At 40.2% G+C, this 22,859-nt stretch carries 21 protein-coding genes; all 21 read right to left on the bottom strand.

The window, feature by feature from the left end; genetic code table 11:
- Positions 1–271 precede the first annotated feature (271 nt).
- The gene (locus IV73_RS01425; protein WP_057753768.1) at positions 272–1,084 is read right to left on the bottom strand and encodes a Cof-type HAD-IIB family hydrolase; all 813 of its coding nucleotides are present in this window, start codon (positions 1,082–1,084) and stop codon (positions 272–274) included.
- A gap of 50 nt (positions 1,085–1,134) precedes the next feature.
- Positions 1,135–2,094, bottom strand: a complete 960-nt coding sequence (locus tag IV73_RS01420; protein ID WP_057753765.1) for a GRP family sugar transporter — start codon at positions 2,092–2,094, stop codon at positions 1,135–1,137.
- Positions 2,095–2,398: 304 nt separating this feature from the next.
- The gene (locus IV73_RS01415) at positions 2,399–2,671 is read right to left on the bottom strand and encodes an HU family DNA-binding protein (RefSeq protein ID WP_057753762.1); all 273 of its coding nucleotides are present in this window, start codon (positions 2,669–2,671) and stop codon (positions 2,399–2,401) included.
- A 201-nt stretch (positions 2,672–2,872) separates the two neighbouring features.
- The gene (der, locus tag IV73_RS01410; RefSeq protein WP_057753759.1) at positions 2,873–4,183 is read right to left on the bottom strand and encodes a ribosome biogenesis GTPase Der; all 1,311 of its coding nucleotides are present in this window, start codon (positions 4,181–4,183) and stop codon (positions 2,873–2,875) included.
- A 221-nt stretch (positions 4,184–4,404) separates the two neighbouring features.
- Positions 4,405–5,673 (bottom strand): 30S ribosomal protein S1, encoded by a 1,269-nt coding sequence (gene rpsA, locus IV73_RS01405; RefSeq protein ID WP_057753756.1) that lies wholly within the window; start codon positions 5,671–5,673, stop codon positions 4,405–4,407.
- A 118-nt stretch (positions 5,674–5,791) separates the two neighbouring features.
- Positions 5,792–6,460, bottom strand: a complete 669-nt coding sequence (gene cmk, locus IV73_RS01400) for a (d)CMP kinase (RefSeq protein ID WP_057753753.1) — start codon at positions 6,458–6,460, stop codon at positions 5,792–5,794.
- Between the two features lie 39 nt (positions 6,461–6,499).
- Complete coding sequence (locus IV73_RS01395; protein ID WP_057753750.1) at positions 6,500–7,033, bottom strand: GNAT family N-acetyltransferase; 534 nt, start codon at positions 7,031–7,033, stop codon at positions 6,500–6,502.
- An 82-nt stretch (positions 7,034–7,115) separates the two neighbouring features.
- The gene (locus tag IV73_RS01390; RefSeq protein ID WP_057753747.1) at positions 7,116–7,664 is read right to left on the bottom strand and encodes a LysM peptidoglycan-binding domain-containing protein; all 549 of its coding nucleotides are present in this window, start codon (positions 7,662–7,664) and stop codon (positions 7,116–7,118) included.
- Between the two features lie 81 nt (positions 7,665–7,745).
- Complete coding sequence (locus IV73_RS01385) at positions 7,746–9,188, bottom strand: RecQ family ATP-dependent DNA helicase (RefSeq protein WP_057753744.1); 1,443 nt, start codon at positions 9,186–9,188, stop codon at positions 7,746–7,748.
- Complete coding sequence (locus IV73_RS01380) at positions 9,181–10,242, bottom strand: helix-turn-helix domain-containing protein (protein WP_057753742.1); 1,062 nt, start codon at positions 10,240–10,242, stop codon at positions 9,181–9,183. The genes IV73_RS01385 and IV73_RS01380 overlap by 8 nt, the downstream gene beginning before the upstream one ends.
- Before the next feature lie 81 nt (positions 10,243–10,323).
- Entirely contained in the window at positions 10,324–11,070 is a 747-nt protein-coding gene (locus IV73_RS01375; protein WP_057753739.1) for a pseudouridine synthase, read from the bottom strand.
- Between the two features lie 34 nt (positions 11,071–11,104).
- Complete coding sequence (locus tag IV73_RS01370; protein ID WP_057753736.1) at positions 11,105–11,485, bottom strand: hypothetical protein; 381 nt, start codon at positions 11,483–11,485, stop codon at positions 11,105–11,107.
- 31 nt (positions 11,486–11,516) lie between these two features.
- A complete protein-coding gene (locus IV73_RS01365; RefSeq protein ID WP_057753733.1) occupies positions 11,517–12,398 on the bottom strand; it encodes a CvfB family protein in 882 nt (293 codons plus the stop codon).
- Positions 12,399–12,623: 225 nt separating this feature from the next.
- On the bottom strand, positions 12,624–12,800 hold the full coding sequence (locus tag IV73_RS01360) for a type II toxin-antitoxin system RelB/DinJ family antitoxin (RefSeq protein WP_057753730.1): 177 nt from the start codon (positions 12,798–12,800) through the stop codon (positions 12,624–12,626).
- Between the two features lie 123 nt (positions 12,801–12,923).
- Entirely contained in the window at positions 12,924–13,370 is a 447-nt protein-coding gene (dtd, locus tag IV73_RS01355; protein ID WP_057753727.1) for a D-aminoacyl-tRNA deacylase, read from the bottom strand.
- A gap of 12 nt (positions 13,371–13,382) precedes the next feature.
- Positions 13,383–15,617 (bottom strand): RelA/SpoT family protein, encoded by a 2,235-nt coding sequence (locus tag IV73_RS01350; protein WP_057753725.1) that lies wholly within the window; start codon positions 15,615–15,617, stop codon positions 13,383–13,385.
- A gap of 159 nt (positions 15,618–15,776) precedes the next feature.
- Complete coding sequence (locus IV73_RS01345) at positions 15,777–19,139, bottom strand: DNA polymerase III subunit alpha (RefSeq protein ID WP_057753722.1); 3,363 nt, start codon at positions 19,137–19,139, stop codon at positions 15,777–15,779.
- Between the two features lie 158 nt (positions 19,140–19,297).
- The gene (locus tag IV73_RS01340) at positions 19,298–19,504 is read right to left on the bottom strand and encodes a YjzD family protein (protein WP_057753719.1); all 207 of its coding nucleotides are present in this window, start codon (positions 19,502–19,504) and stop codon (positions 19,298–19,300) included.
- A gap of 83 nt (positions 19,505–19,587) precedes the next feature.
- The gene (locus IV73_RS01335) at positions 19,588–20,085 is read right to left on the bottom strand and encodes a dihydrofolate reductase (RefSeq protein ID WP_057753716.1); all 498 of its coding nucleotides are present in this window, start codon (positions 20,083–20,085) and stop codon (positions 19,588–19,590) included.
- 11 nt (positions 20,086–20,096) lie between these two features.
- Complete coding sequence (locus tag IV73_RS01330; protein WP_057753713.1) at positions 20,097–22,016, bottom strand: ABC-F family ATP-binding cassette domain-containing protein; 1,920 nt, start codon at positions 22,014–22,016, stop codon at positions 20,097–20,099.
- A 148-nt stretch (positions 22,017–22,164) separates the two neighbouring features.
- On the bottom strand, positions 22,165–22,845 hold the full coding sequence (locus IV73_RS01325) for a Crp/Fnr family transcriptional regulator (protein ID WP_057753710.1): 681 nt from the start codon (positions 22,843–22,845) through the stop codon (positions 22,165–22,167).
- Positions 22,846–22,859: the final 14 nt, after the last annotated feature.

Raw genomic sequence — 22,859 nt, 5'->3', positions numbered from 1 at the left:
CTTACTCTTACGGCTTAAGTATATCATATTTATAATAGGAAGATACTAGCCTCCTTAAAGGTTTCACTTACTAATAATTTTATTCACAATTTGCTTGTGACATTTATCAATGATCAACCTGAACTAGTCTTAAGTCTGGAATATTTGCTTGTGCATCTACTTGTTTTAAATTAGTAAACCGTTATTTATTGTGAAATATTGTTTTTATAAATTTCATCTCGAACCCATCAAAAAAAGCAGAACCGCAGTTCTGCTTCTTCAATATTGATTTTTAATCTAACACATACTCATGAATAGCTTGTGCTACACCGGCATGATTATTATCAGCAGTAATTACATCCGCTAATTGCTTAATAGCTGGAACGGCATTGCCCATTGCCACTCCCAAACCAGCCGCTTTAATCATCGTGCGATCATTTTCTTGATCACCAATTGCCATCGTTTCGGTTTGGGCTACATCCAACTGCTTAGCTAATGCTAATAAAGCATTTCCTTTTGAAGCAATTGGATTAACAAACTCCAAATTATTAGCAGTCGAGCGTATGACTGAGACCGACTGATGAATTGATTCTGGAATTATTTTTTCAACCCGATCTAATTCATCTGCATTCGCATTCGCAATTCCCTTGATAAGTTCCACTTTTTCAAATGCGGCATCATTTTCTGCGACATGTAAAGGCAAATTAACTAACGAATTTTCAAAACTAGCCCACGGGTCAACTAAATGGGTTGTGGTATATGCCTGATCTTGACTTTCAGCCTGCAAATAAATTCCTTCTTGATGCATAAAATCATTAATTTCTGACCATTGATCTAAGGTCAGCGCTTCGGAAAATAAAATTTCAGAACCATCCGTGGTCTGCATTAAGCCCCCATTATGGGTGATAACATATTGATCTGCGCCAACCAAATCCAGTTCTTTTAAAATCGGCATTACACCTGTCAAAGGCCGACCAGTGGTAATTACAATTTTAACCCCTTGTTGCCGTGCCTGGTTAATGGCTTCAGCCACAGCTGGCATAATTTTATGTTGATCATCCAGTAAAGTTCCGTCAATATCAATTGAAATAATCTTAATAGCCATTTTTTATCCCCCGTCTATCCTGCTAAATTTACAAACTTAATTATAACAGATTATAAAGCTCCTAGGTTCGCCATCATGACGCCACCTAAGACCACTAAGATTGATCCAATAATTGAATATAACATTTGACGCTTTGTCTTTTTCTCACCTAAGATAAAGATTCCACCAAAGACTCCAACGACAACTCCCATTTGTGATAAAGTCGTGGCTGTCGCTTGACCAACGGCTGGATTAGCAGCTGAAATAAACATGAAGACATTTCCTAAGGCCCAAACTAATCCAGTAATAATATTCCGCCAAGTTGCTTTCTCAAACATTGTAGCTTGTTCTTTCATAAAGAAGATGACAATCAAAAACGTTCCAATGACTTGTCCAATTGATTGTGGTCCAACCACTGCCGTCATGTAATACAATCCTGATCCATCAGGTGCTCCATGCAAAACGGATGAAATATAACCGGTCTTGTACAAAAGATTTGGCAAAACGAAGTACATCATGAATCCTAATGTTGAAATCAACATGGCCAACAAGCCACCCTTAAAATCGCGATTAGCATTGCTTTCTTTTGGCGCATTAGGATCAGGCAAGGAAGTTAAAATCGCACCAAGTACTACCCCTAAAATAGCAATTGATCCAAACAACCACATTTTACCAGTTTTCCACTCTCCAAGTACCGCAGCAGCCATCAAAGCGTTTCCAATGATTTGACCCCCGGTTGAGATTGGGTTACCTACCGAAACTCCCATTTTCTTAAAGCCAATAAATTGTCCAGCCGTTCCAATCGCCCACACTAGTCCAGAAACAATTCCTACAACCCAAATACGCGAATTAAAAGCAAAATCAGCACCGGCATTTGGCACTACATAGAACAACAGAGTAACCACACCAAAAAGCAAAGCTCCAAAGGTCATTCCTAATGACTGTTGTCCAGCAGACCCTCCCATTTTGGTTGTAACAATCCCGACTGATCCCCAAGCTAAAGCTGGGATTAACGCTATCAATATTGACATGGTTTTTAATTTTCCTTTCGTCCCCTTATTAATATCACAAATACGATTTTATCATATTATATATGTAAGCGTTATCTTTTTTTACAATAAATTTTTAATTTATGTAAATAATTTACATGTATATTTACGACATCATCAATGGAAACGGTTCGGCCGCAATGGTCTAGACCTTTTAAAACGATTCACTAAATTGTTTCAAGTTTTTTTCATTTTATAATTCATTTTGATTAAATAAAGCAAATTTATCCGAAAAAAAGCTCTACCTAAAACTTAGGTAGAGCTAAATTTTTTGAGAGGAAGAAGCTTACTTAACAGCGTCTTTCAATCCCTTACCAGGCTTGAAGGCTGGTACCTTTGATGCTGGAATATCAATTTCATCGTTTGTACGTGGGTTGCGGCCCTTACGAGCGGCACGTGTCCGTACTTCGAAAGTTCCAAATCCGATCAATTGAACCTTCTCACCTGCACTCAATTCTTCTTGAATTGCAGCGAAAGTAGCATCAACAGCAGTAGTTGCATCTTTCTTTGAGAAACCAGCTTCTGCTACCTTATTGATTAAGTCTTGCTTGTTAGCCATGAGACTATCCTCCTGATTTTTAAAATCAATGTTTTTTCATAAAGCAATTAACCTTATGTCGTTATTAAATTTATCATAATTTAACAGCAATAACAAGCGTTTTTACGAAAGAAAGCGCACCAGAACGCCTTTTATAACACTTTTTTAATAAAATAAAGCAAGTTTTAGCCAAAAAGCTTCTTTTTGACCACTTTTTCTATCCTAGGTCCGGGCTCGCTTAATAATGTGCACTGGCGTTCCTTCAAAGTCAAACGCCTTGCGAATTTGGTTCTCTAAGAAACGTTCATATGAAAAATGCATCAATTCAGGGTCATTCACAAAGACCACAAAAGTTGGTGGTTGAATTGAAACTTGCGTTGCATAATAAACTCGAAGCCGTTTTCCACTCCGATTAGGGGCGGGATTCAAAGCTAATGCATCCATAATCACTTCGTTCAATGTTGCTGATTGAATACGCCGTTGATGGTTTTCGTTCACTCTTTTAATTAAAGCTGGCAAATTATTTAACCGTTGCTTTGTCTTAGCTGAAACAAAGATAATTGGTGCATAGGCCAAATACTGAAATTCGGTCCGGATTAAATCCTCAAATTCCTTCATGGTATGGTTATCTTTGTCTAAAGTATCCCATTTGTTGACCACAATAATCACTGCGCGACCAGCTTCATGGGCGTAACCAGCGACGTGCTTATCTTGCTCACGAATTCCCTCTTCGGCGTTCAAAACCATCAAGACCACATTCGAATCATCAATCGCACGCATTGCGCGCATCACTGAATATTTTTCAGTGTTCTCATACACTTTACCACGCTTTCGAATTCCAGCTGTATCGACCATCGTGAACTCATCACCCTCAGCGGTCACGAACTTTGTGTCGACGGCATCACGCGTTGTTCCAGCGATATCTGAAACAATTACCCGATCTTCACCTAACAAAGCATTAACTAGGGATGACTTTCCCACATTCGGACGTCCAATAAATGAAAAACGAATCGTATCATCATCAGGAACACCGTCATCAACTGGAAAATTAGCGACAACCGCATCCATTAAATCCCCCAGTCCCGTTCCGTGTGATCCAGAAATGGGATATGGTTCTCCCAATCCTAAAGCGTAAAAATCGAAAATGTCATTGCGCATTTCGAAATTGTCAACTTTGTTCACGGCTAAAACGACCGGCTTATTCGTTTTGTATAATAATTTAGCCACTTGTTCGTCCGCGTCGGTCAACCCTTCGCGTCCGGAAACCATGAAAATAATCACGTCCGCTTCATCCATCGCGATTTCAGCTTGTTGCTTAATTTCGCTCATAAATGGTTCATCACTCATTTCAATGCCGCCGGTATCAATCAAACGGAATTCATGTGTAAGCCATTCTGCGCGTGTATAAATTCGATCACGTGTTACTCCTGGCGTATCTTCAACGATCGAAATTCGATCGCCGGCAATACGGTTAAAAATCGTGGATTTCCCCACATTGGGGCGTCCCACAATCGCTACGACTGGATAAGCCATCCTTACCTCTTTTCTGCTGCAATAGCATCTTAATTAATTGTTGTTATTATAACATACAACGATAACGCAACCTAGAATGAACTCGGTCTTTAAAAGTGTATCAATTTTACGCTTGGTATCTAGCACCGTATCAACAGGATACACTACGTTACCTTGCTTGAATACAAAAGAAAAAGGTCGGAGCAAACGCCCGACCTTTTTCAGCAAAGCTGATTTAGATTTTAGTCAAAATCCTTCAAATTGAACAAATCACCCAAAGTAGCATTTCCTTCTTCTTCAGAAGTTGAATAATTCATAGGTGTTGAGTCACGACGGTTGTTCTTACGTCCACCGTTATTGTTGCGACGGTTATTGTTATTATTGTTACCATTGCGACGTTCGTGATCACCGTTATCATTGTTCTCACGTGCAGGCGCCTCTGTCAAAGCCTTAATTGACAATGACAAACGTTGACGGTCTGGGTTAACATCCAAAACCTTCACTTGAACCTTGTCTCCAGCCTTCAAAACATCAGAAGGATTGTCAACATGTTCATGTGAAATTTGTGAAACGTGAACCAATCCTTCAACACCAGGGAATACTTCCACAAAGGCACCGAAGTCAACTACACGCTTAACAGTTCCTTCAAGTACAGTTCCTTCTGGAGCATTTTCAGCAGCAGATTCCCAAGGTCCTGGTTGTGTTGCTTTGATTGACAATGAGATACGTTCTTTTTCAGGATCCAATCCCAAAACCTTCACCTTAACGGTTTCACCAACTGACAAAACATCAGAAGGTTGTGAAACACGTTCGTATGAAATTTCAGAAACGTGAACCAATCCATCAACCCCACCAAGGTCAATGAAGGCTCCAAAGTTGGTCATCCGAGCAACCTTACCTTCAACAACGTCACCAACTGTCAATTCTTCAAAGATACGCTTCAAAGCTTCTGAACGTTCTGAATTCAAAACAGCCTTACGTGACAAGATCAAGCGTGATTCTGCAGCGTTAATTTCAATAATTTCCGCCTTAACAGTCTCACCCTTGTATTGGTTCAAATCTTGCACGAAACGGTTTTCGATCATTGATGCTGGGATAAATCCACGGACACCGGCAACATCGACAACCAATCCACCCTTAACGACTTGCGTAACCGGAGCTTCAACGATATCACCTTCATGATACTTGTTTGCAATTTCTTCCCAAGCACGACGAGCTTCCAATTGGCGCTTTGAAAGGATCCATGAGTATCCTTCTTTTTCTGAAGTAATAGGCATTTTAACTACTGCTTCAATTTGATCACCAACTTTTACCAAGTCGTTTACATCAGCATCGCGATCTGAAGTCAATTCGCGGGCAGGGATTACACCTTCAACCCCAGCTCCATCAATACCAACTACAACTTGACGTGCGTCATCAATTGCCAAAACTTCACCAGTTACTACATCCCCAACCTTTACATCGGGTTGTGCATCTAGCGCAGCCAATAGCTCGTTGTTTTCTTCGTTCATTACAATAATTCCTCCTGGTCACACAAATGTGATAATACAGTATATTATAAGCTAAGTGCTCGATAATTGCTAGCGTTTTTTTAATATTTTTTAGACCTTTTTACATAAATCAGTTGCATTATGCGATATTTGTGATAATACCTTTAATTTTTTGCACCACGGCATCAATTGACATCCCTGTTGTGTCTACCTTAATGGCATCATCTGCCTTACGTAAGGGACTAATCGCTCGATTAGAATCTAATTCATCTCTATGCTGAACCGCTTGCTCAATTTCAGCCAATGTTTCATTGCTTCCTTTCGCTTGATTTTCTTTAAAGCGTCGCAAAGCCCGTTCGTGGACAGAAGCAACTAGAAAAATTTTTACCTGTGCTTGTGGTAGGACTGTCGTTCCAATGTCACGACCATCCATAACTACTCCTGCATCTTGCGCAATCAAGCGCTGCAAATTCGTCATAGCCTCACGCACTGCCGCATAAGAAGACACTGCAGAAACATTTTTCGTCACCGTAGCGCTCCGGATTTCTTCCGTCACATCTTGTTCATTGTAATAAACCCTTTGCACAGGCTCACCTGGTGCAAACGTGATTTGAATAGTTGGCAAGAGCTGTGTCACGGCGTCTTCATCATTGATATCAATTTGCGCCCGCAAGGCAGCCAATGTCACTACTCGATACATTGCACCTGTATCAACATAGATATAACCTAATTGATTTGCTAAAATTTTTGCAATTGTTGATTTACCGGCTGAAGCAGGCCCATCAATTGCGATTTGCATTGCAACCATATTTTAATTTCACCTGTACCTATCAATTTTTAAACTACTTTAATTAATACCAAATTCTGGCGCATATTTCAATGTTCCTTCTAATTGAAGATCTCCGTTCATTTTTTTCATTAGGAAATATTCATCAGGAATTTCAGCGGGTGGCAAAACGCCCAGCTGGCTCGCCCGTTTGTAACCGAAACGGCCATAATAATTTGGATCACCTAAAATGCTAATATAATCCCCATCATTCTGAGCAGTCCAAGCCTCAGCTTGTTCAATCAGGCGGCCACCAATTCCTTGCCTTTGTAGCGTTGGCATCACCGCCAGCGGAGCTAAGACGTAACCAACTTTATCAGCCACTTGTGATTGAGTCAAAAAGGCTTCACCAACCACTGCATGATAAGCATCCAAGGCAACCAGTTCAATCTTTTGCTCCGTGCTCTTTCGTAATGCATCAACTAATTCTGCTTCGCCATCATAACCATGTTTAGTTCCACTAAAAGCGGCATGCAATAAAGTTCCAACGGCCGCTTTCATATTTGATTCAATCGGCTGAATCATAATCTTATTATGATTTTCGTTATTAGCCATACGTTCTCCTTTACTTTCAATAAAAGGCATGAACTGAATGTTTAATACCAAAAAATCATCCTTGTTTCATACCTTAAATTTATTATTTAATTTTAACTTCTTTACCAACCCACTGGGTATAGTTACTTGCAGTCAAGCCTGGATTCAAATTATATAATTGCTCAACTGAAATGTTATGTGCTGCGGCAAAACCAAACAAAGTTGGTCGATTAGCAGGCAACTCTAAGACCGTCTTACTATCAGCCTCATCTTGTGAAGACTTAGCCGCCGCTTCTGAAGCCGCTTTTTCAGAGGCTGCTTTTTCTTCAGCAGCTTTGCGCTTCTTTTCCGCCTTGGCTTCCGCTTGCTTTTCTGACTTGCTCTTGCCATCAACCTTAGAAGTTGACGTTTTCGTTTGATTATTGGTTAATGATGAGACAGCCGTTTGTGCGTTTTGATTAGGCTGATTTAATTCTTTAAGATAGTTGTACACCGGAACAAAGGACAACACCAAAACACATGTCACTAATAATCCCACTACCAAACTGACCCGTTGTGACTTGCGTCGATTTGCGGTTCGTGAATATTTTTTTACTGCATCCGTTTCTTCAAAGGATGCTTCCCATGGTTTCACTTGCTTTTGCTTGTCCATAAGGGGAACCCTCCATACCAGTTTTAATGCTCTTACGTTACCATATTTTACCTATAAAAATAAAGCATTTTAACGCGGTCTTTACCTTATATTAAACAGTTGCTCTATTTTTTGCTGCCAATCCATTGAATTCGTGTCTTTTGTAGTCATCGCTTGTTCCCGTTTTAAGTTTAATCGTTTAAAATCTACATCGCCCTGCGCATTTTCAAAAGTCGCGTCAATTTTACTATCATCTGCAAAATAACGTAATAAATAAGCACGCAATCCAGAAGTTAATTGAGTGTATTCCAACAGAGCATTTAACGCCTGATTTCTTTGCTTACGCCGTAATTCAAACTTTTGATTAATATCGTCAATTGACAAACTTTTTTGTGCATAATACTGTACTAACCGGTAAGCTGATTCCGATATCCCTGGTAATTGCTCAGAAGTTTGGCTTAAATTACGCACCTCGTTGGCATCTGGCAAGTCTAAATCAATCATACTCCGTTGTAGCTGTTCATCCCCTGGACTATATAGCAAAACCGCTATCGCCGTTTTACCATCTCGTCCCGCACGACCAAACTCTTGTAAATAATTCTCAATATCGGCAGACATTTGATAATGAATGACATAACGGATATCCGCTTTATCAAGGCCCATCCCAAAGGCCGAAGTAGCCGTGATAACATCAATTTGATCAAGCATAAATTGTCGCTGAATACGATACCGATCCTGAGCGTCTAAACCTGCATGGTACGCAACTACTCGTAACCCAGTGACTTGCTGTAACCACAAAGCCATTTGGGAAGCCAAACGCCGCGATGAAAAATAAACAATCCCTGGTCCGACCATGGTTTGCACCAAAGCCTTTAAGCGGTCGCGCTTGGCATCTTCATCGGATAAATTTTCCGTGTGTAAATAAATATTAGGTCGATCCACGGAACTCCGATAAAGATAAGTTTGATCGATGGGAAGCTTAAAGATTTGCATCATCGCTGTCAACATTTGCGCAGTCGCTGTCGCTGTTAACAATAACAATTGTGGTTGTCCTAACTGCGCCACAATTCCTGGCAGTTTTAAATAATCAGGGCGAAAGTCCAACCCCCAACTCAAAACTGTATGCGCCTCATCGACGACCAACAAATTTAACTGACATTGTCTTAGACGTTGCAAAACGTCCTGATTACCCAACATTTCAGGAGAAATGAATAAAAAATGGTACTGCGGTAAAGCTTGTAAAACCTGCGCTCGCTCCGTTGAACTCAACATTGAATTCAAAGCCACCACACGTTTTTCACCTAGATAATTCAAGCGCGCAACTTGATCTTGCATCAAAGATAATAAAGGTGTCACAATAACGATTAAACCCGGACGCAAAACCCCCATCATTTGGTAAATTAAACTTTTACCGCCCCCTGTTGGCAGTAGCGCGACGGTCGATTGACCTTGCATCAGTGCTTGTAAAATTTCTGCCTGGCCTACTCGAAATTGGTTAAAGCCGAAATGCTGTTGCAGCACCGTTAATAACTCATCCTCATTCATTAACTTGGTCCTCACTTTGTTCCGCTTTTTTAAATTGCTGAATCGCATACAAACGGAAATAAAAAAATTCTTCCGCCGTCCCTTGATTTTTAACTTGATCAAAAGACCATTGTGTCAAGGGTTGGGTTAATCGTGTTTGGAAATAGGCGACTACATCGACATTTAAAATACGTTCATATGAAAACTGATCTAGGGGCACTAACATTGCGCTTAACATTAAATGTTCGCGAATGGTACTAATCTTTAAACGCCGTTGCTTTTGGATCTCATTGACTGACATTCCCTGCTCAAAAGCTTGGTAGGTTAATAAATTAGAAGCACTAATCGTAAGACGTCGATAAGGTACAAACAACTTACCAATTAAGGACTTTGGATTAGCTAATGCAAATTCAATCAACTGGGCGTACTGGTCTAATTCCCACCAGTAATAATCTTCCTCATCCCAACTAGTGGGACCAGATATTTGTTGATGAGTCATCCCCGGTACTTCATGGCCAACCCAAGTACTCGTTAACCAATCAGCATCTTGTCGGGGTAAGGTTTCCAAATAGGTCTTCAATTGCTGGGCCCACTGAAAAACGATATCAACATGTTTGTTTGCATGATACCATTTTTTAACCCAATTTTTAGTCATATTATCCGCTGGCAAAGGATAATAACTTTTACTTTCAAACGAAGCCTCTGAGACCACCTGATTCGCTAATAAAAAAGCGTCCCGAAAGCCACTAACGTCATACCGTTCAAACATCAACACATGTTGCACCCGATAATGATTTTGCCAATATAGCGTTTGTTGTTCTAAGCCTAATGCAGTAACTTGCATTTGCCCCTTGGCTACCTCGGTCAGCCATTGCGCTTGGATGAGTTGTTGTAGTGTTTGATCATATTCTTGCTTGGTAAGCCACGGCCTTTGTCCAATCAAAATAAACTGATGATATAGCATCCCATTGTAGGCTGTCGAGACCGTCAACTGATTTTTTAAAAGGCCATATATAACCCGTTGTCGTCGAATCTGATTTACATCATATAACGTCAAAAGCCATTGTGCGTCCACACCCGGTCTCCTTTTAAACAAAACTAACTCTTATTATCAAACTTATATTAATTAAATACAATCACAACACGCTTTTATTTATTATAACCGACCTGAGCTCTTCCGAACCTGTTTTCCACGCTTCAATTGTTGAACTTCATTATGCGTTAAAGCACGATATTCCCCAGACACCAAATCATGTACTTCGAGCATCCCGTAACGCTCTCGGTGCAATTTCAAAACTGGATGTCCGACCTTTTTAAGCATATTTTTAACTTGGTGGTTACGGCCTTCGTGAATGGTCAATTCCAAAGTGGCCGTATTTTTCCGTGTATCTGTTCGCAAAATTTCGGCCCGCGCTTCAGCTGTTTTTTGACCATCAATGACCACACCCTGACGTAATGTTTTTAATTCATCATTGGTCGGAATGCCCTTGACCTTAGCCACGTACACTTTATCAATCCGATACCGTGGATGCATTAACTGATTCGCTAATTCCCCATCATTGGTCAATAATAAAGCCCCTGTCGTATCATAATCTAGGCGACCCACGGGATAAACGCGCTCGGTCACATCAGATAATACATCTAAAACAGTTGCACGGTTTTTATCATCTGAAGCAGTCGTCACAACACCTCTTGGCTTATTTAACAAATAATAGACGTGCTTTTGTGAGCCTTCTAGCGGACTTCCGTCAACTTCAATATGATCATGTGGTTCTACTTTGGTACCTAGAGTCGTGACGACAACACCGTTTACTTTCACACGACCTGCTTCAATTAATTTCTCAGAAGCCCGCCGTGATGCCACTCCTGCTTGCGCCATAATTTTTTGTAGTCGTTCTGCCATAAATTTCTCTTTTCTTTTTGCTCAAAGTATTATTTTAATTTAAATTTTTGATTTGATAAGTTTCCCAATCTCGCAAGATGTCTTGAGTCCGAATGGTTCCCATAATAAATGCTTTGGGATAATAATTTTGCAGAGCCCCGTAAATTTCTCCACCTACCAATTGCTGTTCATATGGTACAATTTCCGAGCCAAACGCAATTAAGCGCACTAAAACGCATTGACCCATCTCTTCTATTCCAATCACGGCTGTCATATGCCGTGTCATGGGATCTTTCCATAATAGTAATTGCCGATGCTGGTTTGCGTGATACCATTGGATTTCTCTTTGCACATCTGCATATGTTGCAAAATCATCAATATAAGACATCAAGCCCATCGCAATTTTAGGTTGATTTTCAGTCACCGCCACTAACATCTAATCATCTCCTTTAATGTGCTTAACAAACTTAATCTGAAGATTCTTCTGATAGTACTAATTCAATTCCTTGATCATTTTGCGTGATTAGCCGTTCTTTATATAAATGGCCCAACGCTCGCTTAAATTGTCCTTTTGACATCCCAAAATACTGCTTAATTTCCGCCGGGTCAGAATGATCATTATATGGTAATTGATGGGTTGGCGTCCGTTGTAACAAAGTTAAAATCAGCTTAGCATCACCACTGATTGCTTTATAAGCTAATGGCTTTAGCGAAAGATTTAAGATTCCATCATCACGCACCCCAATTACACGCGCCTCAACCCGTTGGCCTAAACGTGGCTCTTGATAACGCTCACTGGGATGGATAAAACCAACATGGAAATCATCCGTCAACACTAATGTACCTACCATTTTTAAACGATAAACCGTCCCCAAGACATTTTTTTGACCTTTCATCGTAGGCTTAGCAGGAATCCGAATTGCATTAAACACTTCAACTGGCGCTAATTCACCCCATAGCCGTTGCTTAGTATCAACCCTTAACGTAATCAACAACCGGTCACCACGTTGCGGCCATAACTCATGGATTGTAGGGAGTTCATCTAATGAAACTACTAAATCTTTATTTGGCAAGCCCACATCCACAAAGACTCCTAAATCACGCCGTGCATCCGTAACTGTTCCAAATGCATAATGTCCTTTAGTCACTTCAAGCTCTTGCTTAGTAATTTGTAATTGGCCGTCCTTATTTTCATAGGCAAAGCCTGTCACCATTCCACCAATTTTTAACGGCTTTAACAATTCGCTCTTATCAATTTGGTAAGTTTGTCCATCAATCTGGGCGAAAAACGCCTGCTCATTTTCATCAGTTACTTGTGCTGTAACCACTTCTCCAATAATTTTACTCATTTTATATTCTCTCAATATCTCGTTTTAATTAATTATTTATATGTCAGTACCCAGATCACTTTAAAATCTAACAAAAATTTACAACCGGCTCAACCATTGACATACCCTGTGTCTACTATAACAAACCACTTCTTGAATTGCTATGCCTAACAAAAAATCGCCACACTGCTACAAAATCAAAATTTTGTAACCGTCTAGCGACATAAATTATTCATAACTAAAATATTACTGTTCTTTATTTGACTTAAACAAATTAGAAAATGGTGAGTCACCAGTGTTAGCAACCTGCGTCAAAAAAATCTTAATGGCCGTTTGGGTTGTTAAACCTTGCGCCTTAAAAATTTCATCGGCTGTATCTTTCACATTTTCCTCTACACGTAATTGGATTAATTTCTCTGACATTGATTTTCCCCTCTCAATTCGATTCACCTTATTAATCGTGTTATTAACATATCATGCTATTTATCATATAGTCAAAGATTTTTTAACGATTTTCACAAATCTTTTACATTTCATTGTATATACTTAACGATTTTGACTGTCTAGAAGAATAGTGACTGGTCCATCATTGACAAAATCCACTTGCATATCAGTACCAAAACGCCCGGTTGCAACGGTGATTTTTCCCATCCGCAAGCCTTGATTAAATTTTTCATACAATTCATTTGCCATTTTCGGTTCTGCAGCTTGCATGAAGTTCGGTCGATTCCCTTTCTTAATATCCGCGTAAAGCGTAAATTGCGAAATAGATAAAATCGAGCCAGCCACCTGCTGAATGTTAAGGTTCATCTTACCAACTTCATCTTCAAAAATTCTTAAATTTAAAATTTTTCGGACCAAATAATTTACATCTTCGACGGTATCATTACTACCGACCCCCACGAAAAGAACTAAACCTTGCTGAATCGTCCCTAAAATTTCTGCTTGGCTAGTAACTTGCGCTTTTAAAACCCGCTGCAATACAACTTTCAATCCACTTCCCCTTTAATTGTAAGCTCGTTTGACAGAATGTACATCTTTAACGTTCTTAATTGCATCCATCACACGCTCTAATTGTGTCAAATTGCGCACTTCGACGGTCATTGAAATCACAGCTTGATTATTCCCATCAACTCGACCATTAATTGAATTCATAGTTCGGGCATGATTCCCAACCATTCGAATAATGTCATTTAATAGCCGTGGACGGCTTTCTCCACCGATAATTAAATCAGCTCGATACTCTTTTTTACTATTTTCAGTATTAGGTCCCCACGCTACGTCGACTAAGCGTTGCCCTAATTCAGTATCACTGGCTAAATTTGGACACCCAAGACGATGTACCGAAACGCCCCTTCCTTTGGTAATATAACCCACAATTTCATCCCCTGGAACGGGCGTACAACAACGACCTAAACGAACTAACATGGAATCAATTCCTTGAATCATGATGGCGTCAGCACGTTGATTTTCTTTCAAATGACGTTCTTCGGGATTTGTCTCAACGGTGGCATGTTGCTCAAAGACTTGCGCTTCTTCCGCATTTAGCCGCTGCTCTTCTAAGCGCATTCTCAAATCAGCGGTCAACTTATTTGCTACCCCTTGAACTGATTGCTCACCGTAACCAATGGCGGCGAGCAAATCATCTGCTGATCGATAATGTAAATTATCCACGGCCTTTTGTAGATTGCTGGGCTCCATCAAGGCTTCCAAACGATAACCTTGACTGATCAAATAATTACTTAATTCTTGACGCCCGGCCACCACATTTTCAGAATAATCTTGCTTTCGGAAGTACTGACGAATTTTATTTCGGGCTCGGCGGGTCTTGACTAGCTTTAACCAATCACGATTTGGTTGAGCATTTTGACTAGTGATAATCTCGACAATATCTCCAGTCTTGATTTCATAATCCAAAGGCACTAACTTACCGTTCACTTTCGCCCCAGTGGTATGATTTCCGACATTCGTATGAATCGAATAGGCCATATCCAAAGGACCAGATTCTTGTGTCAATTCCACCACATCCCCGCGTGGAGTAAAGGCATAAACCCGATCAGTGAACAGGTCACTTTTAACGGTTTTCATAAAATCATCGGAATCTTTCGATTCATTTTGTAATTCCAAAATATTTTGAATCATATTCAATTGACGCTGGTCAGATGTTTGCACATCCACCCCATCGAATTTGCCTTCTTTATAAGCCCAGTGCGCTGCTACCCCAAATTCGGCCACCTCATGCATTTCATGCGTCCTGATTTGAACTTCCAAAGGTCGTCCCTCTGGCCCAATGACTGATGTGTGTAACGATTGATAGCCATTGGCCTTAGGCAAAGCAATATAATCCTTAAAACGCCCAGGCATTGGTGTCCAATGGGAATGAATCGACCCCAAAACAGCGTAACAGTCCCCGATGGAATTCACAATGACTCGAATGGCTAAGAGATCATAAATTTCTTCAAAGTCTTTATGCTTCTTTTGCATTTTCCGATAAATCGAATAAATATGCTTTGGACGACCATAAACTTGCACATTTTCTAAATGCAAATCCGTGATGGCAGTCTTAATCTCTTGCACAGCTTGATCAACAATTTCAATCCGCTCATCACGCCGTAATTGCATAGCCTGCGCAATCGCATGGTAGGCATCATAATCCAAGTAGCGTAGCGACGTATCTTCTAGTTCCCACTTGATCGTCATGATTCCCAACCGATCTGCTAGAGGCGCATAAATCTCCAACGTTTCTCCAGCGATCCGTTTTTGCTTTTCCGGATTCAAAGCCCCTAACGTGCGGATGTTATGCAACCGATCTGCTAATTTAACAAAAATAACCCGAATATCATGCGACATAGCTAACAATAATTTGCGATGGTTTTCCGCTAAACGTTCAGAATCTGATTTATACTCAATTTTTGAAATCTTTGAAACCCCATCCACGATGTGGGCTACATCGGTCCCAAAAGCAACTTCCACATCACCCAACTCAGCCGGGGTATCTTCGACAACATCATGTAAATAACCCGCAATGATTGTATCGGGATCCATTTTTAAATCGGCTAAAATCCCTGCCACCTGAATCGGATGGATGATATACGGTTCACCTGATTTTCGTTTTTGATCTTGATGTAATTTTTCAGCAAACGCGTATGCTCGGTCTACTGCCGCAACATGTTCAGCATTTAAATAACTCGCGTACATATCATGTACTTCTGCTTGTGAATAAACTTTTGCTTCTGTCATGTAGTTTTTTCCTAATTTCTCGATTTATCGCTTTACGCCAAAAGCGACCTAATCGCCCTTAATTACCTATAATTTAACTTACATTATAGCACGCTCATCGAAAATTCCTATATCATCATACTTCCTAACAAAGTTCTAATTTTAAAAAATTATAAGCACCTATCTTCCCACGACAAACTTAACTTGCAACGCCTGCAATTGCGTGCGTAAGATTTCACCAATCGCCGGATCATCCTTTAAGGCTTCCGTGAGCGGTAATTTCCACTTATATTTGCGGTCCTCACTTACAATCACGACCGGATTTTGACCCCGGTACGGTTGTAATAATTGCTGCCACGCCGCTTGATGCTCCACAGCTAAAGGCCAATTAGCAAGCTGAACAAACCAAGTCCCTGTTGCCGGTGGCAAAGGCTGACTAGCTGTCGCTTGAATTGGCTGCAATTGATTCACTGTCACTTGCCAGTGACGACTACGTTCATTAGGGGCTTCCAACTTACCATTAACTAATACGAAACCTTGTGTTTTTAAATCGTTTTGATATTGCTGGTATTGTTTAGGGAAAAGCGTCAACGAAATTTGCCCTGTCAGATCCATAACGTCTAAAAAGGCCATTTGTTCGCCTTTTTTCGTACGAATTTGCTTGATATTTTCAATCATGACTAAGAGGCGTACCAAACCACTACCCCGATCAATCGCTTCTTGAATCGTCTGATACTGATCCTTTGATACCTGTTGCATGGCCGCCTCAATAGGATGACCGCTCAAATAAATCCCCAAACGTTGATATTCATGGGCCAAACGTTCGTTAGCGGGATAATCTTCACTAGTCCGAATGAGCGGTTGATAAACTTCATATAAATGATGAGATTGTCCAGCTAACTGACGTGATTCTAGATATTTCGGCAAACTTTGCATTACCACGCGCCGATTTGAATTGAGCTCATCCAAAGCGCCGGCTTCAATCAAAGGTTCATAAATCTCGGCCTTTTTATATTGAGCCCCTAACCGCCAGATAAAATCACCCAAGTCGGCAAATATTCCATTGGCTCGCCGTTCTTCTAAAATCGCTTGTCGTAAATCACGTTGTAACCCTGAAATACTAGCTAACCCCATTTGTAATTGCTGCTGATAGATTGAATATCCTGCAAAGCTTTGGTTAATATTAGGACCTAAAAGTTGCAACCGCTGGGCTCTTAATTCTTCGACGTAACCCCGCACTTTAGTTTGATTACCTAATTCTAAATTCAAAACTCCCTTGTAAAAGGCTAGTGGATAATGGACTTTAATATAAGCTAACTGCATGGCTAACTTTGAATACGCTACCGCATGCGAACGATTAAATCCATACGCTCCAAACTTTTCAATATACTGATAGACAGCCTGTGCCTCACTCAAAGCATGACCTTGGGCTTGGGCACGTTCTATAAAGATTGTTTTTAATTCTGCCATCTGCTGTTGCTTTTTTTTTGAAATCGCTCGGCGCAATAAATCCGCTTCGGCTAAACTAAATCCAGCATATTGTTCTGCTACGCGCATGACTTGTTCTTGATAAACAATGACACCATAAGTTGGCGCTAAGATTAAATCAATTTTTGGATCAACCACCGGGATGTTTTCTTGACCATGTTTGCGAGCGATGAAGGTCGGGATGTTCTCCATAGGTCCCGGACGATACAACGCGTTGGCGGCAACTAGGTCTTCAAAACGATCCGGTTGTAACTGGACCAATAAATTTTTCATGCCACCCGACTCAAATTGAAACACTCCATTCGTTTGACCAGCTTGAAATAATTTCAAAGTTTGTACATCATTTACATCAATATCAGCTAAGACAAAACTTTCATGCTTTTGAATTTCGTTTAACGCTATCGTCAATAAATTTAAATTCGACAACGCTAAAAAATCTATCTTTAACAAGCCAAAGGTTTCAACCGGATTTTTCGTCAGCTGCGTCACTAACCGACCATCATCACCGAGTTGCATCGGCACCAGCTCAACTAGCGGTTGCGCGGCTAGCACAACGCCGGCCGCATGCAACGACTGGTTCCGCGGCAAGCCCGCCAACGCCTGCGCCGTATGTAATAATAATTTACCATCAACCGGCAAATCTAAGACTGCATTTTGAAACCGTTGATTGCTCTGAAAAGCCATTTCTAAATTTTGGGTATCACGAGGCAATGCTTTAGCTAAAGTATCAATGGCAATTGGTTGCAAGCCAAAAACTCTGGCCACGTCGCGCAGACTTTGTTTCATCCCCAACGTTGAAAAAGTAATGATTTGAGCCATTTGATTATGACCGTATTTTTCATGCAAATAATTTAAAATGGTTTCCCGCTGATTATCTGGAATATCAATATCAATATCGGGCATTTGAGCTCGTTCTGGATTTAAAAAACGCTCAAACAATAAATCTTCTGCAATTGGGTCGACATCAGTAATCATTAAGCTATAAGCTACTAATGAACCCGCGGCCGAACCCCGACCCGGCCCGGTTAAAATATGCTGAGCATGAGCAAAATTAATAACATCCCACACAATCAAGAAATATTGATCAAAACCAAGATCATTAATGACCTGCAATTCATACGCTAAACGTTGCTGATAGACTGGTTGATCTAAATTTTGACTCGCCAAACGATTTTGTAACCCCTGCGTGGCTAAATTTTCCAAATATTCAGCCGACGACGCAAAATTTGCGGGGGTAATATCGGGTAAATCCACTACCCGCTTAGGAACTTGCACATCAATACGAGCAGCAAAAGCATCCGTCGCTTGGGCAGCATTTAAAACACCGCGCTCATCATACGCTGTTTCCCACAAATTTGGTGTGCGTAAATAATTAGCTCCCCCCTCACTTTGCACACTTCCTAAATTAGTTAATGGTGTACCAGCTTTAATATGCCCTAATACTCTTTGCAAAAAATAATCTTGCGGTTTTAAATAACTAATTTCATCAAATGCTAATAATGATAAATGATACGTTTGAGCCAATTGCTGATATTGCGTCAATAAGGCCTCAGACATTTGCAAATCAATCCCTAACCATACTTGCTGTGCGGGGATGATATCTAATAAAAGTTGTAAATACTGCAAGCCAGACTGCAAGTCAGCATTATTTTGAAGGATCAGACTCAACTCACTACGCGGTGGGAGCACTAACATCAAGCCATCAAGCAAGTCCTGCTGTTGCAAAACTTTTAAATTTAAATTGGCCTGTCCAGTTGCCAGTAAACTTGAAAGCTTTAAAAGGTGTTGATACCCAGTGTTATTTTCTGGATATAGTTGCATATCAAACTGAGAAGCCTGATTCAAAATTCCCGCTGTGGGAGCTGTTAAGCCTAAAATTGGCTTTAAGTCCAACTGTTGGGCGCTTTGAAATAACTCGGCCATACCATACAAGACAGTCTGATCAGCTAGTCCAATGGCTTGATAACCTAAGCCTTTGGCCGCTGACACTAACTTTGAAACCATTAATGGACTTTCCAACAAGTTATAAGCACTTCTAACATTCAACGGTACCATTCGCCTCACCTTTCTTAGCCTCTCCAGCCAAACACAGATTTTTTATAATTTCAACTAAACAAAAAGCACCGAGGCTAGCTAGCTTCAGCACTTTTTGTAAACTACCCCGTTAAAATCGTCAAACTTAAACATCTTAACAGTAATTCACCATTATTAAATTAAGCTTCTGCTTTATCACCATTCTTCACTTGTGGCGCATTATTCTTTGAAATAAAGTATGTCAAAATCGTTCCCAAAGATCCAGCGATCAACGCAGTCACCATGGCTTGTTCGTAATTAACCGAAACGTTTGACAATGCCCCACCAATATATCCAATCAAAGCTCCTAAGATTCCTGTCCAAAAGAATGTCGTTACGTAACGCATATTATTTTGCCTTGCCTCTCTTTTTATTTATGTTAGTTACATTTTACGCCTATCCAGTTTGAAAGTCACATACATTTTTAAAATTAATTACGCTGATAATTAACTATTTCATAGGCATAATCATTCTCTGTATCGGCCGGTCCAGTTTGGACAATTGTTCGTTGCCATTGATCCAAATTAACTGGATCCATCTTAACATCCCCTTGCAAATCTGACTGCAAATATGTCACTAACAATTGATCCGCAGTCGGCAAATATGACTCATAAATGGGTTTACCCCCAATTATCATTAAATCACTTTGTTTTTGTTGTGCAATTTCTTCTGCTTCCGCCATTGATAAAATACGCTCAAACCCAGCTGGCACGGTTAAATTGGCATCATGCGTCAACACTAAGTTGGTCCGTCCAGGCAACGCCCGTCCATGCATAGATTCCATGGTATGCCGGCCCATGACTACCACCTGACCACGCGTCGTTTGCGCAAAAAACCGTATATCGGAACGTTGATGCCAAGGAATCTGACCATTTAAAGCAATTGTTCCATCCAAAGTTTGCGCCCATATTAAAACTTTTTTCACCATGTCGTCCCCTCTTACTCAGCACGTTCAGACAGTTCCGCCCAACGATCCATTTTTTGATTTAATTCTTGATTTAAAGCATCAAATTGAGCTTGTAATTCACTTAATTTTGCAAAATCTGCGCCTTGTTCGTTCATGGCACTAGTAGTTGTTTCAAGCTCGCTTTCGAGCTTAGCAATCTCATTTTCAATCCCAGCAAATTCTTTTTGTTCCATATAGGTTAACTTCTTTTTGGCCGGTGCTTGCTTAGTGATAGGCGTATCATCCACGAGCTTATCATTTTTAACCCCACTCTTAGTTGAGCTGAAATCGACACTGACGGATGAATTATCACTTTGTGCCATCTGAGCTAGATAGTCCGTAAATTTCCCATCATAGCGATCAATTTCACCCAAGCCTTTAAAAATCAGTAAATGATCTGCAACTTTATCCAAAAAATAACGATCGTGCGAAACAGTAATAACCGTCCCTTGGAAATTTTGTAAATACTGTTCCAAAACTGTCAAAGTACTAATATCTAAATCATTCGTCGGCTCATCTAGTAATAAAACATTAGGCTGTTGAATTAATAATTTCAACAAATAAAGTCGCCGTTTTTCACCACCGGATAGCTTTCGAATTAACGTACCATGCATAAATGGTGGGAATAAGAATTGTTCAAGCAATTCAGTCACAGAAACTTGGTCGCCATCAGCATTCGTCACTGTCTGGGCCACCTCTGATAAATATTCAATAACTCGTTTATCCTCAGGAATTGGCTCCGTTTGTTGCGCATAGTACGCCAACTTAACAGTTTCACCAATTTCTAACACTCCACTATCTAAAGATTGCTGTTGCGCAATAACATTTAATAGCGTTGATTTCCCGGTCCCATTGCCACCAGTAATTCCAATCCGTTGATGAGCTTGAATTAATTCATTAAAATCATTTAAAATGACTCGATTATCAAATTTCAAATTCGCATTTTCTAAACGAATGACTTTTTTACCTAACCGTTGCTGCCCTAAATTAACCTCAACAGCACCATCCATTTGTAAAGTTCCTTGTTGTGCTTCTAATTCAGCAAATCGCGTTTCCCGTGCATGTTGCTTCGTACTCCGAGCCCGTGCGGAAGTTTTCATCCAGGCCAATTCTTTTTTATATAATTGGTTACTTTTATGTTCAGCAACTTGGGCGGCTGCCACCCGCTCTGCTTTTGCGCTAACATAATCTTGGTAATTTCCGACATATTCATATAAATGACCAAATGAAAGTTCAAAAATTCGATTTGCCACATGGTCTAAGAAATAACGATCATGAGTCACTGTCATCACAGCTCCTGGGTAATTAGCTAAATACTTTTCTAACCAGGCAATCGAATCAAAGTCCAAATGATTGGTCGGCTCATCTAGCAACAAAAGATCGGGTGCTTGAATCAAAACTTGCGCTAATCCAACCCGCTTCTTTTGACCTCCTGATAAAGCTGAAATCGATAAGTCTAAATCAGGTAAATGTAATTGCGTCAAAATCGTTTTAATCGTTGCTTCAGCTTCCCACGCATCAGATTGTGTCATCTGTTGTTCTAGACGAGTATAACGATCTTCAGCCTTACTATCGGCCGGACTAGCGGAATAAGCTTGTAGAGCGGCTTCATATTCTCGAATTAATTGAAAAACCGGCTGACTTCCCGCGAAAATAGCGTCCATTACTTTTTTATCAGCATCTAAAACGGGGTCTTGGGTTAAATAACCAATGCGGTAATCATTTGGCGTCTCAATCTGTCCTTGATCTGCCGGTACACTCCCGTCAATGGCGTTTAATAAAGTCGTCTTTCCAGTCCCATTGACCCCGACGATTCCCACACGATCACCCGTTTCAATCAAAAAGGAAATTTGATCCAATAAGACCTTTTCTCCATACATGCTTTCTAAATTCGTGGCTCGTAATTGCTTCATCTAAGTCGAACCTCCTGTTTTCTATAATTCCTTTATTATACCATTGAATCATGTATCACTTGAAAATTAATCATTCTATACCAAATAAAAAAGGCTGTCCTTTTCAAAACAGTCCGATTCTTATTAATTAACAAGCTCATTTGATCTTTTAATCAAACAAGTTTGCTTGAAGCGCCGCCAAGTTTAAAATTTCCACTTGCCGTAAATGTTGTTTTAAATATTTCTTTTGGCTTAACCGCGCCAAATTACGTGATAAGGTCTCCGGCGTTAAAGCTAAATATGTTGCCAAATCTTTTAACTTCATTGGCAAAGTAATTTGTTGTTGGCCTTGACTTTTGACTTGATCAACCAAATATGTGCCTACTCGCCGTTCCTTATTATTAATACTTAAATAACTCAACTGTCGTTCTAATTGCTTCGTTTTTTGATGGTATTGGTCAAGTAGTTGCAACGCCATTTGTGGCTTATTCGCAAGTAAAACTTGAAAGTCTGTCCCGCTTAAGGTGCACATCTCACCAGCTTTGAGCACTTCACCATAAACTGTTGACGTCAAATCACCAAATAATAAAGCTTCACCTTCAACATCCCCGGCCCCTAAAATTCGCAAGACTTGCTCTTGACCATTAGCGTTCAATTGATATACCTTAATTTTACCAGTATGGACAATCACTAATCGCGATGTCATTAATGGACTAAATACCAACGTCCCCGGCGTTAAATATTGATGCACTACTAAGTTATTAATCTGCGTTAATTCCACGTTTGGTAGATCTTGAAATAGGGGCACTTGTGTGACGCACAAATTTTTTGAATGCTGTAAATCTGCCATCACTTCCCCTTTGC

The sequence above is a fragment of the Weissella kandleri genome, from assembly GCF_001438705.1.
Taxonomy (GTDB): Bacteria; Bacillota; Bacilli; order Lactobacillales; family Lactobacillaceae; genus Weissella; species Weissella kandleri.
Note: the sequence above shows the minus strand (reverse complement) of the source record. Positions and strands in the feature narration are given on the sequence as shown.

Bases quoted from the DNA above. Each gene is read 5' to 3' on its own strand.
- IV73_RS01425 (WP_057753768.1), bottom strand. From the start codon at position 1,084: ATGGCTATTAAGATTATTTCAATTGATATTGACGGAACTTTACTGGAT.
- IV73_RS01420 (WP_057753765.1), bottom strand. From the start codon at position 2,094: ATGTCAATATTGATAGCGTTAATCCCAGCTTTAGCTTGGGGATCAGTC.
- IV73_RS01415 (WP_057753762.1), bottom strand. From the start codon at position 2,671: ATGGCTAACAAGCAAGACTTAATCAATAAGGTAGCAGAAGCTGGTTTC.
- der (WP_057753759.1), bottom strand. From the start codon at position 4,183: ATGGCTTATCCAGTCGTAGCGATTGTGGGACGCCCCAATGTGGGGAAA.
- rpsA (WP_057753756.1), bottom strand. From the start codon at position 5,673: ATGAACGAAGAAAACAACGAGCTATTGGCTGCGCTAGATGCACAACCC.
- cmk (WP_057753753.1), bottom strand. From the start codon at position 6,460: ATGGTTGCAATGCAAATCGCAATTGATGGGCCTGCTTCAGCCGGTAAA.
- IV73_RS01395 (WP_057753750.1), bottom strand. From the start codon at position 7,033: ATGGCTAATAACGAAAATCATAATAAGATTATGATTCAGCCGATTGAA.
- IV73_RS01390 (WP_057753747.1), bottom strand. From the start codon at position 7,664: ATGGACAAGCAAAAGCAAGTGAAACCATGGGAAGCATCCTTTGAAGAA.
- IV73_RS01385 (WP_057753744.1), bottom strand. From the start codon at position 9,188: ATGAATGAGGATGAGTTATTAACGGTGCTGCAACAGCATTTCGGCTTT.
- IV73_RS01375 (WP_057753739.1), bottom strand. From the start codon at position 11,070: ATGGCAGAACGACTACAAAAAATTATGGCGCAAGCAGGAGTGGCATCA.
- IV73_RS01370 (WP_057753736.1), bottom strand. From the start codon at position 11,485: ATGTTAGTGGCGGTGACTGAAAATCAACCTAAAATTGCGATGGGCTTG.
- IV73_RS01365 (WP_057753733.1), bottom strand. From the start codon at position 12,398: ATGAGTAAAATTATTGGAGAAGTGGTTACAGCACAAGTAACTGATGAA.
- IV73_RS01360 (WP_057753730.1), bottom strand. From the start codon at position 12,800: ATGTCAGAGAAATTAATCCAATTACGTGTAGAGGAAAATGTGAAAGAT.
- IV73_RS01350 (WP_057753725.1), bottom strand. From the start codon at position 15,617: ATGACAGAAGCAAAAGTTTATTCACAAGCAGAAGTACATGATATGTAC.
- IV73_RS01345 (WP_057753722.1), bottom strand. From the start codon at position 19,139: ATGGTACCGTTGAATGTTAGAAGTGCTTATAACTTGTTGGAAAGTCCA.
- IV73_RS01340 (WP_057753719.1), bottom strand. From the start codon at position 19,504: ATGCGTTACGTAACGACATTCTTTTGGACAGGAATCTTAGGAGCTTTG.
- IV73_RS01335 (WP_057753716.1), bottom strand. From the start codon at position 20,085: ATGGTGAAAAAAGTTTTAATATGGGCGCAAACTTTGGATGGAACAATT.
- IV73_RS01330 (WP_057753713.1), bottom strand. From the start codon at position 22,016: ATGAAGCAATTACGAGCCACGAATTTAGAAAGCATGTATGGAGAAAAG.
- IV73_RS01325 (WP_057753710.1), bottom strand. From the start codon at position 22,845: ATGGCAGATTTACAGCATTCAAAAAATTTGTGCGTCACACAAGTGCCC.